At 47.3% G+C, this 13510-nt stretch carries 13 protein-coding genes and 4 tRNA genes; 14 read left to right on the top strand and 3 right to left on the bottom strand.

Going from position 1 to position 13510, the window contains the following annotated elements; translation table 11 throughout:
• Nucleotides 1-103: 103 nt before the first annotated feature.
• Nucleotides 104-784, top strand: coding sequence for a GntR family transcriptional regulator (locus ACNA6I_RS19585; protein WP_416314007.1), 681 nt, complete (start codon nt 104-106; stop codon nt 782-784).
• Between the two features lie 39 nt (nt 785-823).
• On the opposite strand, the gene ACNA6I_RS19580 is transcribed toward ACNA6I_RS19585, so the two are convergent.
• From ACNA6I_RS19580 to garR, 3 genes are read right to left on the bottom strand one after another with little or no spacing between them, the layout of a single operon-like run.
• Nucleotides 824-2167: a GntP family permease gene (locus tag ACNA6I_RS19580; RefSeq protein ID WP_048012425.1), complete on the bottom strand. Its 1344-nt coding sequence runs from the start codon at nt 2165-2167 to the stop codon at nt 824-826.
• A 30-nt stretch (nt 2168-2197) separates the two neighbouring features.
• On the bottom strand, nt 2198-3616 hold the full coding sequence (locus tag ACNA6I_RS19575) for a four-carbon acid sugar kinase family protein (RefSeq protein ID WP_416314006.1): 1419 nt from the start codon (nt 3614-3616) through the stop codon (nt 2198-2200).
• A complete protein-coding gene (gene garR, locus ACNA6I_RS19570) occupies nt 3613-4560 on the bottom strand; it encodes a 2-hydroxy-3-oxopropionate reductase (RefSeq protein ID WP_416314005.1) in 948 nt (315 codons plus the stop codon). The genes ACNA6I_RS19575 and garR overlap by 4 nt, the downstream gene beginning before the upstream one ends.
• Nucleotides 4561-4710: 150 nt before the next feature.
• On the opposite strand from garR, the gene ACNA6I_RS19565 reads away from it, so the two are divergent.
• The 13 genes from ACNA6I_RS19565 to ACNA6I_RS19505 all read left to right on the top strand — a co-directional run bounded on the left by ACNA6I_RS19565 (nt 4711) and on the right by ACNA6I_RS19505 (nt 13506).
• Complete coding sequence (locus ACNA6I_RS19565) at nt 4711-5328, top strand: GntR family transcriptional regulator (protein WP_148794706.1); 618 nt, start codon at nt 4711-4713, stop codon at nt 5326-5328.
• A 218-nt stretch (nt 5329-5546) separates the two neighbouring features.
• Nucleotides 5547-6173 (top strand): TasA family protein, encoded by a 627-nt coding sequence (locus tag ACNA6I_RS19560; RefSeq protein ID WP_416314004.1) that lies wholly within the window; start codon nt 5547-5549, stop codon nt 6171-6173.
• A gap of 164 nt (nt 6174-6337) precedes the next feature.
• Nucleotides 6338-7108 (top strand): amyloid fiber anchoring/assembly protein TapA, encoded by a 771-nt coding sequence (gene tapA / locus ACNA6I_RS19555; RefSeq protein WP_416314003.1) that lies wholly within the window; start codon nt 6338-6340, stop codon nt 7106-7108.
• Nucleotides 7109-7111: 3 nt separating this feature from the next.
• A complete protein-coding gene (gene sipW / locus ACNA6I_RS19550; protein WP_416314002.1) occupies nt 7112-7672 on the top strand; it encodes a signal peptidase I SipW in 561 nt (186 codons plus the stop codon).
• A gap of 222 nt (nt 7673-7894) precedes the next feature.
• Entirely contained in the window at nt 7895-8584 is a 690-nt protein-coding gene (locus tag ACNA6I_RS19545; RefSeq protein ID WP_197082212.1) for a hypothetical protein, read from the top strand.
• A 30-nt stretch (nt 8585-8614) separates the two neighbouring features.
• On the top strand, nt 8615-10012 hold the full coding sequence (locus tag ACNA6I_RS19540) for a TcaA NTF2-like domain-containing protein (protein ID WP_416314001.1): 1398 nt from the start codon (nt 8615-8617) through the stop codon (nt 10010-10012).
• Between the two features lie 256 nt (nt 10013-10268).
• On the top strand, nt 10269-11096 hold the full coding sequence (locus tag ACNA6I_RS19535; RefSeq protein ID WP_416314000.1) for a hypothetical protein: 828 nt from the start codon (nt 10269-10271) through the stop codon (nt 11094-11096).
• 39 nt (nt 11097-11135) lie between these two features.
• On the top strand, nt 11136-12536 hold the full coding sequence (locus ACNA6I_RS19530; protein ID WP_416313999.1) for a TcaA NTF2-like domain-containing protein: 1401 nt from the start codon (nt 11136-11138) through the stop codon (nt 12534-12536).
• A 135-nt stretch (nt 12537-12671) separates the two neighbouring features.
• Nucleotides 12672-12818 carry a hypothetical protein gene (locus tag ACNA6I_RS19525; protein WP_156183389.1) on the top strand — a complete coding sequence of 49 codons (147 nt, stop codon included), beginning with the start codon at nt 12672-12674 and terminating at the stop codon, nt 12816-12818.
• A gap of 193 nt (nt 12819-13011) precedes the next feature.
• Nucleotides 13012-13086: transfer RNA gene (locus ACNA6I_RS19520), tRNA-Glu, on the top strand.
• Nucleotides 13087-13090: 4 nt separating this feature from the next.
• Nucleotides 13091-13166: transfer RNA gene (locus ACNA6I_RS19515), tRNA-Val, on the top strand.
• Nucleotides 13167-13322: 156 nt separating this feature from the next.
• A tRNA-Thr gene (locus ACNA6I_RS19510) sits at nt 13323-13398 on the top strand.
• A gap of 32 nt (nt 13399-13430) precedes the next feature.
• Nucleotides 13431-13506: transfer RNA gene (locus ACNA6I_RS19505), tRNA-Lys, on the top strand.
• The last annotated feature ends 4 nt before the right edge of the window (nt 13507-13510 follow it).

The raw sequence follows: 13510 nt of genomic DNA, 5'->3' as shown, positions 1-13510 counted from the left end.
CTATTGTATCTATCGTACAAGCTTCCGGCTTTACGCGTCAATATTTTTCTAACATAATGAGTATTATGAATCATTAAACAATTCAGTTGATGAGGTGACACGGATGACATCCATTGAGAAACCCCAATCCTATCATGAACAGCTTCATATGACCATCAAGGAAAGGATCGTGACGGGTCATTATGAACCGGGAGAGCGTCTGTTCGAAGCGCAGCTTGCCAGGGAGTTCGGCGTAAGCCGAAGTCCGGTGAGGGAAGCGATGAAAACATTGGAGCAGGAAGGGTTGATCCTGTTCGACCCGAAAAAGGGATTGAGCGTGTATAAACCTTCTATTAAAGATGTGCAGGATATTTATCAGTGTCGTCAGGTCCTTGAGTCCCTCGCCGTCTCCCTTGCCTGCGAGCATGCGTCGGAAGAGGAAATCCGTACGGCTCATGAGCGCGTGCAGATCGCGCAAAAGGTATATGAGGAGAATCGGGAGGATTCGTCGGTTCAGTTGATATCGTTGAATAGTAAGTTCCATGACGCCATCATCATAGGAAGCCATAATACACGCCTCCATGATCAGTTGGAGCAGATGCGTGCCTTGACGTTTTTCTACCGGCGGATGAATGTGGAAGACCGGATGCGATGCCGGGAAATCCTTGATCAGCATATGGAGATTTCCCGGCACCTCACCAACCGGGACGGGGAAAAAGCGGCAAAGGCCATGCATGATCATGTGGCCACGGATCTCCGTTTTCTTGTCAAGCTGCTGGAGAGAGACGGGGAAGAAGCAGGATGAAAGAGAAACGGCCCAACCATTGAGGTTGGGCCGTTTTGATTACAGTCCCGGTAGTATTCCGGAGAAGAGGCTCAGGATATAGACGGTGATAAGGGCCGTGACGCCAGCCACGAATCCACCGATCGTCCACGCCTGCAATGTCTGCGGGATGGTGAGCTTCCCGAAGTTCTTCACCACCCAGAAACCTGAGTCATTCGGCATGGACAGTCCGACCGCACCGGCACAGATCGCGAGCCCGAGTAGGATCGGCGTCACACCGAGATCCACCGCTAGAGGCCCCATGATGCTGGAGGTTGTCACAAGTGCCACCGTCGATGATCCGAGGGATGCCCTCAGGATCTGGGAGAAGATGAAGGCAAGGAGGAGTACAGGGATGCTCCAGTTTTGCATCGTATCGATCAGGTACTGACCGATTCCGCTTTCATTGATCACAGCCCCGAATGCGCCGCCGGCACCGGTGATGAGGATGATGATTCCCGCCGAGTTGATGGCTTCTGAGTACAATTCACTCTTTGGCTGTGAGATGTACGGAGTCAAAACGATCACACCGACAATCACCGAGATGAAGAGGGCGACGTTCTTTTCCCCTACAAAGCTGAGGATGGTCGAGATGCCTGATTCAGGTAGGACAAGCTGAGAGACAGTATTGGCCAGGATCAAGATGATCGGTAGACCGAGCATGAAGAACGAGAGGCCCGTGCTGATCTCTTTTTTCGGCTTCACGACAGGGTCGATGACGCCTTCTTCGATTTCTCCGTCATGCTTGACGCGTTTTCCGATGAACATCCCGTAGAGATATCCTCCCACAAGGGTAGCCGGGATGGCGCAAATGATGCCGTACAGAATGAAGAGCCCAAGGTCTGCACCGGTATTCTCTGCGACCACAAGCGGGCCTGGTGTCGGTGCGATCATGCTGTGAGAGACGATCAAGCCGACTCCGAGTGCAGTGACGAATGAAACGATGGAAATGCCCGTTTTCTTCGATAGGCTCTTGATCAACCCGCTCAGGATGACGAAGGCAGCATCGAAGAAGACCGGGATGGATACGGCTGTACCGGTCAAGGCAAGGCCGGCAGGAGATTTCTTGACGCCGAAGACGCGAAGGACAGCCTGGGCAATCTTTTCAACGGCTCCCGAAGCAGCCAGGAACTGACCGAAGATGACGCCGAGTCCGATCAGGATCCCGACTCCTGCCAATGTGTTCCCGAATCCGGTCGTGACGATCTTCGGTGCTTCCGTTACCGGGATGCCGATGACCACGGCCGTGGCGAGTGCGACACCGATAAGGGCCAGAAACGGCTCGAGCTTCAGTTTTAGAATCAAGAAGAAGAGTGCGGCTAAAGAAAGAATGAAGATGACGATTAACATATTCCCAGTGACCATGAATGTGTCCCCCTTTGTTGTTCCCCTACGTTAGTTTTCCAGTTTCAGTACAACATCCTTCAATGTCTCGATCCCGCCGACATTGCCGGGGAAGATGACATATGGGATATGCGGGAAGGTGCTTTCCTGACCCGTTTTCCAGACCGGGATACCCGGTGCGATCTGGCCGGCGACGGTTGCCCGCTTGACCTGAAGCCCTTTGGTGCCGACGTCGCTCGAGGTGATCCCGCCCTTTGCGATGATGTAATTTGGACGGACGGCGCAGTTCCGCACGATGCTTGTCAGGGCCTCCGAGATTCGTACAGACTGGATCAATTCCTGTTCTTCCATCCCTTCCCCAAGGTCGAGGCGTTCCCGTTTCGTATAGACGACGGTCGTCACGCCTGCTGAAAGTTTGTTCTCCACCAGGTGCAGGACCCGGTCTGTTTCTCCTGCGAATGCTGATTGATTTCCGACAAGGTGACAGTCGAATTCGATGAACTCGAGGCTGCTCAGTTCTTTGAGTGCATTGAGCTGATCCGTCGTCTTCTTGACATGGGATCCTACGATGATCAGTCCGCCGTGCTCGGAATCTTCTAGTATGAGTTCCTCACGTTCAAGGAGCGGGCGGCTGGAGATGTTACCGATTACCTTCGTGAAGGCTGCTGCGGTGCGGAACATGAACTGCTTCCCAGAGTTGATCGCTTCAATCAGGGCAAGGACGAAAAATTTGACGTCGTTCTCATCGATGGCATTCACGATCACCTTACCGAAATCGTGAACCCCCATGAGCTTTTCTTTGATGGAGCCGATGGACAGGCTTCGCAGTTCTTCAAGGGTGATGGAGGTCACATCGCTTTTCTTGAAGCGACCGTCCGTCTTTTCTTCCACCCATTCCCCGAGGTGGCTGGCACGGTAGCCGAAGCTCCGGTCCTTTGCAAACTCTGTATCACCGGCAGGGATGAGACTGTCACCATCCTGCACATAATGGGTGTCATCGATCGTGTAGCGCCCGCCTTCTTTAAAGAAGGGAAGGATGACTTCGCCGTCCTGGATGATACCTCCGCGCTGTTCGATGGTGTCTTTCATGACCTCCGTCTCAAGTGGGTAATGCCCCCTCAAGGTGGAGTCTCCCCTGCTGATAATCAGGTAAGGGACGCCGAGCTTTTTCGAAATGGCTTCCACCCGGTTGGCGATATCCTGGTGTACCTTGGTTGTTTCGTTCTCTGTGAATGCCCTGGAGTTCGTCAGGATGAAGAAGATCTGATTCTCTTCCTGGAATCCGCTCGTGATCGTTTCCTCCGTCCAATCCGTATAGACAGAAACACCGTGGACAGTCTGGACGCCTGTCGGGTCATCATCTAGAACGACGATCTTATGTTGGAGGGCAGGGCGGTTCTTTTCCCACAGTGTGTCGAGTTCTGATTGATTATAAGGTTGATAGTGTTCGAGGATGCTTGCTTCCCTCATATGGAAACACCCTTTCGGACTTCGACTTTTGCCAGTTTCTCATAGTACTGGACGATGCCGCCGTGGTCATCCGCCGCTTTCCCGTCAAGGGCCATGCTGTGGAAGATCTCGAGTACCTGAGACGAGATCGGAAGGGGCACCCCGATGGAGTGAGCAGTATCCATGACGTTGGTCAGATCCTTCAGATTGATATCGATTCGTCCGCCTGCTTCAAAGTTCCGCTCAAGGATGAGGGGCACCTTGGCATCGAGGACGGCACTGCCGGCAAGTCCGCCGCGGATCGCTTCGTACATCTTCTCCACGTCGATCCCTGCTTTGGCTGCGAGGACGAGAGCTTCCGACATGGCGGCGATATTCACGTTCACCATGATCTGATTCGCAAGCTTCGCCGTCGTGCCACATCCGTGATCGCCGACGAGGGTAATGGATGTGCCCATGCACTGAAGAACAGGAAGGGCGCTCTCAAATGCGTCAGGCTTGCCCCCGACCATGATGGCGAGGGTCCCGTCGATCGCTTTCGGTTCCCCGCCGCTCACCGGGGCATCCATCATATGCACGCCTGAAGCAGCAAGGGTTTCGGCAATCTGCTTTGATACGACCGGCGTGATGGAGCTCATATCGATGACGATGCTTCCAGGTTTCGCACCATGGATGACACCGTTTTCATTCAAGACAACACTCAATACATGTTCCGATTTTGGAAGCATTGTGATGATGACATCGCTGCCTTCCGCCGTTGCCTTTGGAGATACAGCAGGTGTCGCTCCTTGTGAAGCAAGTTCCGCTACGGCATTTTCGTTAATATCGAAGACCTTTACGTCATATCCACCTTTGATGAGGTTCAGCGCCATCGGCTTCCCCATGATTCCGAGTCCAATAAATCCAATCGTTTTCATGATGAATTTCACTCCTTTTGTAAGTGCTTTCAGTTTGGTTGATTTCATTGTACACGTTTACATTATTTTTGTATACGAAAAATATTAAAATGTATACTATTTCTAAAAATCCTTTTAAAAAGGTGGAAATCGTCCTATACTTTGAACATGACACGTTTGGAAAAGGGAGGAAGACCGAATCTCTTGGAGTAGAGGTCGATTACATTGCCGAAAGCATCACAAACAGCGTACCTGCAAGCATATGAGTATATACGGGACAAAATATTGAACGGCAGTTTTCCAGGGGGTACCAAGCTTGTGGAGGAGCGCCTCGCCGAAGAACTCGGCCTGAGCCGCACCCCCGTGAGGGAAGCGATCCGCAAGCTGGACGAAGAAGGCCTCCTCGAGAAGAAAAGGGTCGTGAATCCGACGGAAACCGATCTCCGCCATGTCTTCGAGGTCCGGATCCTCCTCGAAGGGGCCGCCGCCAGAAGCGCCGCACAATACCTCAACGAAGAGCAGCTTGCACGGCTGCAAGAGTGCGTAGAGATCGGAAGGAACGGCACCAAGGAAGAAATCATGAAAGCCAACTTCGAATTCCATGACATCATCATCCAGGCCACCCGTAACCCCGTCATGGTTGATATCATCGACCGCATGCAGTCCATCATCTACCTCTTCAGGAAGACCGTCGTCGCCTACAAGCGACCATTTCTGATTGACGAACACGAAGAAATTTATAAGGCCATCGCCGCTCACGATGGCGCCAGGGCTGAAGTTCTTATGAAAGAACACCTGAAGGCGGACCTGGAGTTCTGCTTGAACTATATAGGATAGTGGAGACCCCTCTGTTGAGGGGTTTTTTTTGTGTCGGGAAGTTAGTTATAAAGAACTAGTAAATTGTAGAAAAGGTAGAAAAAGTGAGTGAGAGTGAGATAGTATTGGAAAAATGTTCTTTTTAAAGAACATTTGGTCATTTTCCGGGTTTTTGTTCATGCGACCAATGGATTATACTGTGGAAGTGAAGTTCGTTAAAAAGAACAAAAAACTTTTTGATGATCTCAATTGAAAACATTGGAGGGAATGGAATGGGAATTAAGCAAAAACTAGGTTTGGGTGCAGCGTCTGCAGTATTGGGGTTATCGTTGATCGGTGGGGGTACATATGCGTATTTTAGTGATACGGCTGAAGCTACCGGTACATTTGCTGCGGGTACACTAGATCTTAATGTAGACCCAACTACCCTTGTAAAAGTTGAAAATCTTAAACCAGGGGATTGGGTTAGAAAAGATTTTAAACTTGTGAATAATGGCAGCCTTGATATAGGTTCAATCGACATGATAACTGAGTATACAGTCATTGATGCAAAGAATAATAATGGAGGCGAAGACTTTGGAGATCATATTCAAGTAGATTTCTTTTACAACAACTCAGGACATGAGGAAGTATTCCATGATACTACCTTATCGGAGCTTAAAGCTACTGACCCTAAAGTGATTATGAACAAGTATTTAAAGGCAGCTCATAAAGGTGGTTCGTTTAAGAGTAAGAATGAGAGTTCGTTTACTGTACAGTTTTCATTTAAAGAAAACGACAAAGATCAGAATAAATTCCAAGGAGATAAATTGGAGTTGAAGTGGTCCTTTATTGGTAAGCAAACTGCAGGGGAACGAAAACAATAATTTTTTAATGGGAAGGATGTTGGCCAACATCCTTCTCCTACTTCTATGTAATTAGTTTTCTGGAAAAGATATATTAATTTTAATGTATCTTTTTTAGAGCACTAATTATTCATATTCTTTTAAGGGATGTGATTTTTATTAGAATAAAAACCATTATCAAGTCTATGTCAAATAAGCACGTAGTGATAGGGCAACTCTGTGCAATTTGGTTCGTCTTTGCCTTGATTTGCCAATCTATTCAAGGGCAAACAGGTGCTTACTTTAACGATCGTGAGGAATTGCAAGGTAGCATTACTGCTGCTATATGGGAAAAAGAAGACGATTGGGACAAGAGCTCTCTTAAATTCACAGGATCATCTGATCAGAAAGTCAAGGGGTGTCCCCCTATCAAAATATCTGCTCCCATTATGAATAAAGGGGAGACAATGCAAGGTACTACAGAATATGAAGTGTATTTTGCGCTTAAAGGTAATCCGAAGATGGGACAAAAAGTATACGAAGGGCTGATAAACCCTCTTAAAAAGAATCAAACTGTCTATCTTACTTACATGGCCCGTGAAACAGGTGTATATAAATTTCGGGCTTTGCAGAGGCCGGGACATGGAAATAATAATGAAGACAGACATGAATTATGGAGCGAGTCCATTACCATTGATTGCGTAAAAGCGAATACGAGCGAAAAAGGTAAAGCCGTGGAAGAAAAAGCCCCCATCATTGAAGAAGAGCAAACTAATCCACCAGAGCATCAGACAGAAGTGAAGCTGTCTGATGACGAAACAGCTACAGAGGTAAAACCGGAGGAAAAGTCTAAGCCCGATCCGGCGCCCCAAGAACCCAGACCGGCAGAGGAAGCACCCGCTACACAAAGTCAACCTGAACCGGCGGTCCAATCCCAGCAATTAGACAAACAAGATACAAAAAGTGAGGATGAATAATTGATGAAAAAAGTGATGAAGTTTGCATCCGTCAGTATCACCACCGTCTTATACATTGTATTGTTCGCCATGATATTTGTGGTCATTTCCTCCAAGGCTTCTGGAGGAGAACCGAATTTCTTTGGGTACCAGATTAAGACCGTTCTTTCCGGATCAATGGAACCAGGGGTTAAAACAGGATCCATCATTGCCGTGAAGCCTGGCGGGGACATGAATCGGTTTAAAAAAGGCGATGTTATCACGTTTAAACAAGATGAAAACATCCTTGTCACCCATAGGATCACTGAGGTCATGTCTAATGATGCAGGGATATCCTATAAGACCAAAGGGGATAATAACCAAGCTGCCGATATGGATTTGGTGCTTCCGGCCAATGTCGTAGCTGAGTACGAAGGGTTCACCATTCCCTTCATCGGATATTTCATGAGCTTCATGGATTCCAAAAATGGGGCGCTGATGCTCATCATTCCAGGGGTTTTACTTGTACTCTACTCTGCTTTCACCATTTGGAGGGCGCTCTCCCAGGTGGAAATCACGACGAAAAAGGAAAATGTATCTTCATGATAGATTTCATCTGCAGCTTCTTATATAGAAGCTGTTTTTTTATTTTCTCTTTTTTTACAAAATCACTTCACAAATCTCGTTTCATACCGAAACTACAAAGAGATAAGTTAATTCTAAAGTATTAGTCAAAAAGAATCAGGAAGGGTTGTTTAAATGATAACATGTCCGAATTGTCATCATCAGAATGATGGCGGGAACTTTTGTGAGAAGTGCGGTACGAGATTGACAGAAGGGGAAACGGTTGTTTCGGGAGGTGCTTCAGCAGCAAGTGTAGAGGCTGTCCGTCCCAACGAGCATCTTGAGAAAGCGAAGAATGTGTCTAAGTTGTATTTCGGCTATTTTATGAGCCTATTAAAATCACCGCTTGCCAAGGGGAGCCGGATCGGTGAAGAGCATTTTGTGAACGGCCTTATTACGATTATCCTTTATTCTCTGATCCTGCCCCTTTCCATGTATGTTGCACTTGGAGATTATGGGAGGTATATGGATTCAGCTTTCCTTACCATCGTGATTAAGCCCACCCTTGCAATGGCAGTTTTCGTTTTCCTTATGAGTGTCTTCACATTCTGTGCAGTGAAGGTGGTTGGGGGACAAGTGACATTCAGGTCTGCCGTAGCCAGATTCGGTGCGATTTTAGTACCGTTCATTGCCGTGTTTGTACTCGGACTGCTCATGTCCCTGTTTGAGATTTATGAATTTGTATTCGTTTTGGGACTCGGATTGTTCGGTGCCATCTTCACCGCACCTGCAATCGTGGTCATGAGTTATACAAGGAACATTGCCTCCAAGTTTGACCCTCTTTACGGGATCATCCTAACGTACGTGGCATCATTTATCGTATTCGCTTTGATTTTAAGAGGATTCATCATGAATATGATTGATAGCCTTGGTATCTTTTCTTCTCCATTCTAATAGAGCAATGAAAGAAAGAGGGACATGCAAATGGGATTTTGTAAGAATTGCGGTGCAGAGTTTGAAGAAGGGAAGAAGTTCTGTAAGAACTGTGGAACTCCTCTTTCAGCATCGGTAGAAAAGCAGGCACCGTCAAAGCCACGAAAGCAGTGGACTACGCTGCAGAAAATTATTACTGCGAGCATCCTCGTTTTGGTTGCAGCAGGGACAGCCGGCCATTTCTTCCTGAAGGCAACCCACTCTCCGGATAAATTGGTCGATGGGTTCACGGTAGCCGTGAAGGACAAGGATTTGAAGAAGGCAAGGGAAGTATTCGATCTTCAGGATATTAAACAGGATACAGGCGACAAAGAAGTGAAGAAGTATCTTGCCTATCTTCAAGGAGATCTACCGGATCTTGTGAATCAACTCGAAGGACAGGCTGCTTCCTTTGAAGAAGGGACTTCAGCTGCAGCGGAGATTACCGATGAGCAAGGGAATGAACTCTTCCATTTTACCAAGGGGAAGAAGTTCCTTGGAATCTATGATACATACACACTGAAAGTCATCCCATTCGATGTGGTGACGGATGCCAACCTCGACACATATACCGTTACCCTGAAAGGCCAGGAAAAAGAAGCAAAGGATAAGCAAGCAGAGCTTACTGGGCTTTTACCAGGTAAATCGAAGCTTGCAGCTTCATTGACAACCCCGTACTCGACGTTCAAGGAAGAAGAGGAGCTGGATTTCACCGGTGCAACGGAAAACCAGCTCGATCTGACCATTGATTTTGCAGGGAAATATGTCTTCCTTGATGAATTTGACAGCGAGGAAGTGTCTGCGCTTCTGATTAACGGTAAGAAGATGAAAGATCAGGTGAAATATGAGACGCCGATCGGACCGTTCCCGACGGACGGTTCAGTGGAAATCGTCGCCGAGCATACGGTCAAGGATAAAACCTATACATCCGATGCTATCAAAGTGACGAATCTTTCTTCTGAATATCTATACTTTGAGTATCCTGAACTCATCAAGGAGCAGGATGCCGCATGGTACGGCTCATGGGACGAGGAAGAAGAGGAACCTGATGTGGATGCCGAACTGACGGAGTTCATAGAAGACTACACCTATGCAATCGTAGAAGCCAGGAACACCGGGGACTTCTCCGGTGCCGCCCCATATCATGATCCGGACGGTGAAGCATACGGACAGGCTGAACAATACGCGGCGGACCTGTTTAAGGCAGGTACGAAGGAAGATGTCATCGATGTGACCGTCGGTGATATCGAAGAGGACGGCGATGCCTACATTGTTCATCTCGAAGACACCTTCAGCATCACTACCGCTGACGGCAGCGAGAATGAGAAAACGTATGATACGGTCTACAAAGTGATATCGACAGATGATGGCTATCAGGTCAATAAGCTGATCGATACGAACGAACAATAGATATGAAATGCATGAAGAAGATGATCCCCATCCAAGAGGGGATCATCTTTTTTTATGAATCGATCCTCGATCTACCATATTAATAGAAACGATGTGTGGGACTGATGGGATCCTTAGAAAAAGACCACTATGGTACATAGTAGGGTGATCTTCAATATTTAAGGTCATCTTTTTTGAAGGTGAAAAAAGGAATATTTTCCAAAAGGGTCAATATGATAAAAGTCGTAGAGATAAAGATTGATAACAAGGGAGTGGGATGATGAAAATCTGTGGAAATTGTCAGCATGCGAACGACGAAGGGAACTTCTGTGAAAATTGCGGGGCGAGACTGGGGGAAGGGGAGATCCCTGCAGCTGCGAGTGCTCAAGTGCAGATCCAGCCCAATCAGCAGCTCGAGACCGCTAAAAATGCCTCGAAGATTTATTTCGGCTATTTCCTCGATCAGTTGAAGGCGCCTCATGTCAAAATACGCGAAATCGGGAATGCCCATCTGATCAATGGCTTTATTACCATTGTCCTTTTTTCATTGTTCCTTCCTGCCATGGTGTTTTACGGGATAAAGGAGAATATCAAAGGATTCGTTAAAGATATGGATAAGCTGATTGGCTGGGAGCTTGAGGATTTCCTTTTCACGATTAACGGCCTCGTCGATGATTCCCTCAAGATTTCCGTCATCACCAAACCCGTCCTAGCTGTAATGCTTCTCATGCTGGTCATGGTTTCCCTTACGTTCCTGGGCGCTAAGCTTTCGAAGCTAAATGCATCCTTCCAATTAGTCGCGGCACGCTATGGGGCCCTTCTCGTCCCGCTGATGGCACTCTGCGCAGCAGGCATCATCCTATCCCTACTCGGATTCAATGTATTCGGCTACATCTTCCTCCTGTCGATCATGGGTGCCGTCTTCCTGATCCCACCGTTTATCCTGAGGAGTCTCGATCAGACGAATAAGGGAGGGCTGGATGTCGTTCTTACCACTTTGTTGATCTATGTGGTTTCCCTGGTGGTCCTTGGATTGATCGGGGAGTATCTGTTGGATGCTCTTGTTGCAGGGTTAAGGTCCATTAACTTCGACGATATCTTATAAGCAATCTCTCTCCAGATGAATATAGAGGAGGCATGCCGAATGGGCTTTTGTAAACAATGTGGCAAAGAGTATGCAGAAGGACAGACGTTTTGCAAAGAATGCGGGGTACCCATCAAGGGAAAGCAAGAGGTGCCATTGTCCCAGTCTGAACAGCGAAAACCATGGAAGAAATCTCATAAGATCCTCCTGATCACCGCCCTTCTCCTCATGGGTGGCTTGTACGGGGGACATCAATATATGAAGTCCCTTTATACACCGGATAAGACGGTCGAGAGCTTTGCAGCGGCCGTGTCGAAAGCAGACGTTAAAAGAGCGGAGAAGATCATGAACCTCGACAGTATAAAACAGGGGAAAGATGAGAAGGGGATGAAGTCGTATCTTGCCTATCTGGATACTGATCTACCCTACCTGACGGATCAACTCGAAGAGCATGCCCGATCCTTCCGTGACGGGAAACTTGCCCCGGCCACGATCACCGATGAAAACGGGAATGAGCTCTTCACCTTCATGAAAGGAGAGAAGGCATTCGGAATATATGATACGTATACACTTAAAGTCATTCCGTTCAATATGGCCGTGTATTCCGATATTGAGACCTTCGAGGTGATTCTTGATGGAGAGAAGGTCACGATCAGTGAGGGAAATCACGTCATAAAAGGAGTGCTGCCGGGGGGACGGCCGCTTATAGGGACGTTTGACGGGAGCTATTCCACTTTTGAAGAAAAACAGGATCTTTCCTTCACAGAGGCCTATGACAATGAACTTGAGGTGAGCATGGATTTTGGAGCGGGATATGTCTATTTAGATGAGTACGGCGAGATCAGTATGCTACTCATCAACGGAAAGAAGCAAGAGAAGCTTCCTTATGATACGCCATTAGGTCCGTTTGCTACGGATGGTTCCGTCACAGCGACAGGGGAGTTCGAGTATAAAGGAAAGACCTACAAGTCTGAACCGCTGAAGATTCAAACGTCCGGATCCAACTTCCTGTCGTTTGAGTATCCTGAACTCGATGGCATCCGTGAAGCAGAAGAAGAAGCTTTCGAACAGGAAGCCGAAGAGGCTCTCGAAGCAGAACGGACTGAGGAAAATATCCGCACCTTTATAGAAGATTATACGTATGAGAGCGTACAGGCAAGGAACGAGGGAGATTTTTGGCTCGTGGAGTACATGCATCATCCGGATGGAGAAGCTTACGCTGAGTCCAGGGATTTCATTGAGTATCTTTATGAAAATGATATAAAGGAGGAAGTCATTGATTTTAAGGTTATTAGTATAGAAGAAGACGGGGAGGGCTACCTTGTCACCACACAGGAAACCTTCGATATCGAGGATTCGGCTGGAGAAGTGTCCCGTAAAAGCTACAAGACAACGTATAGGATCACAGATTCTACTGGCGTCCTGCAGGTATGGGAGCTGATCGAGACCAATGAAATCTAAGTGGGCTGCCCGGTGAAGGCCGGGCAGTATGGTTGCAAATTAAACTTTACATCATTCAAACCCGTCCTTAGCATAATCTTTACATTCCTTTGATAAACTAAAGGCAACAAGATCAACCAACCAGGAGGGATCGCGATGCTTCGTACTTTTTTAAGGGAATGGCATAAGTTCTGGTTCTTCACCTTCAATTATCGTCTGGATACGACCCGCGACAGCAGTTTGTTGAATAAATATCAGGAAAAGTCCAGGTATCACGGAGACAAACTTGTACAGCTCTTGTAGCTGTCTTTTTTATTTTCAAGAAAAACCTACACATTTATATTGTGGAAATACTCGTATATATGGTATCTTAATCTTCTAGCGGTTAACCTGCTGAAAAAAACATCTAGTTCAAAGAAATATTTTTGAAAAGAAGTTGACTTCTGCGAAATATGATGATATAGTAATTCTTGTCCTTAAGAGACGCGTACATAACGGCCCATTGGTCAAGCGGTTAAGACACCGCCCTTTCACGGCGGTAACACGGGTTCGAATCCCGTATGGGTCACCATTTTGGAGGATTAGCTCAGCTGGGAGAGCATCTGCCTTACAAGCAGAGGGTCGGCGGTTCGATCCCGTCATCCTCCACCATAGTTTTTTCACGTAGCGAAGCGGAGTGAAAATAACTTACCTTGAAGTTATTGAATTTTTCCTCGCAGCGAAGCAGAGTGAAAATAACTTACCATAAAAGCTTTTTCCCTTTTCGCTGCAACTAAGGCGAATCGAAAAGAATACACTATGCACCATGCCGGTGTAGCTCAACTGGTAGAGCAACTGACTTGTAATCAGTAGGTTGGGGGTTCAAGTCCTCTTGCCGGCACCACTTTTGTTCGATTGGTTCGGACGAAACAGCACGAGCCATTAGCTCAGTTGGTAGAGCATCTGACTTTTAATCAGAGGGTCGAAGGTTCGAATCCTTCATGGCTCACCATTTG

The organism is Rossellomorea sp. FS2 (assembly GCF_047915635.1).
GTDB lineage: Bacteria > Bacillota > Bacilli > Bacillales > Bacillaceae_B > Rossellomorea > Rossellomorea marisflavi_A.
This window is presented reverse-complemented; position numbering and strand designations above follow the sequence as displayed.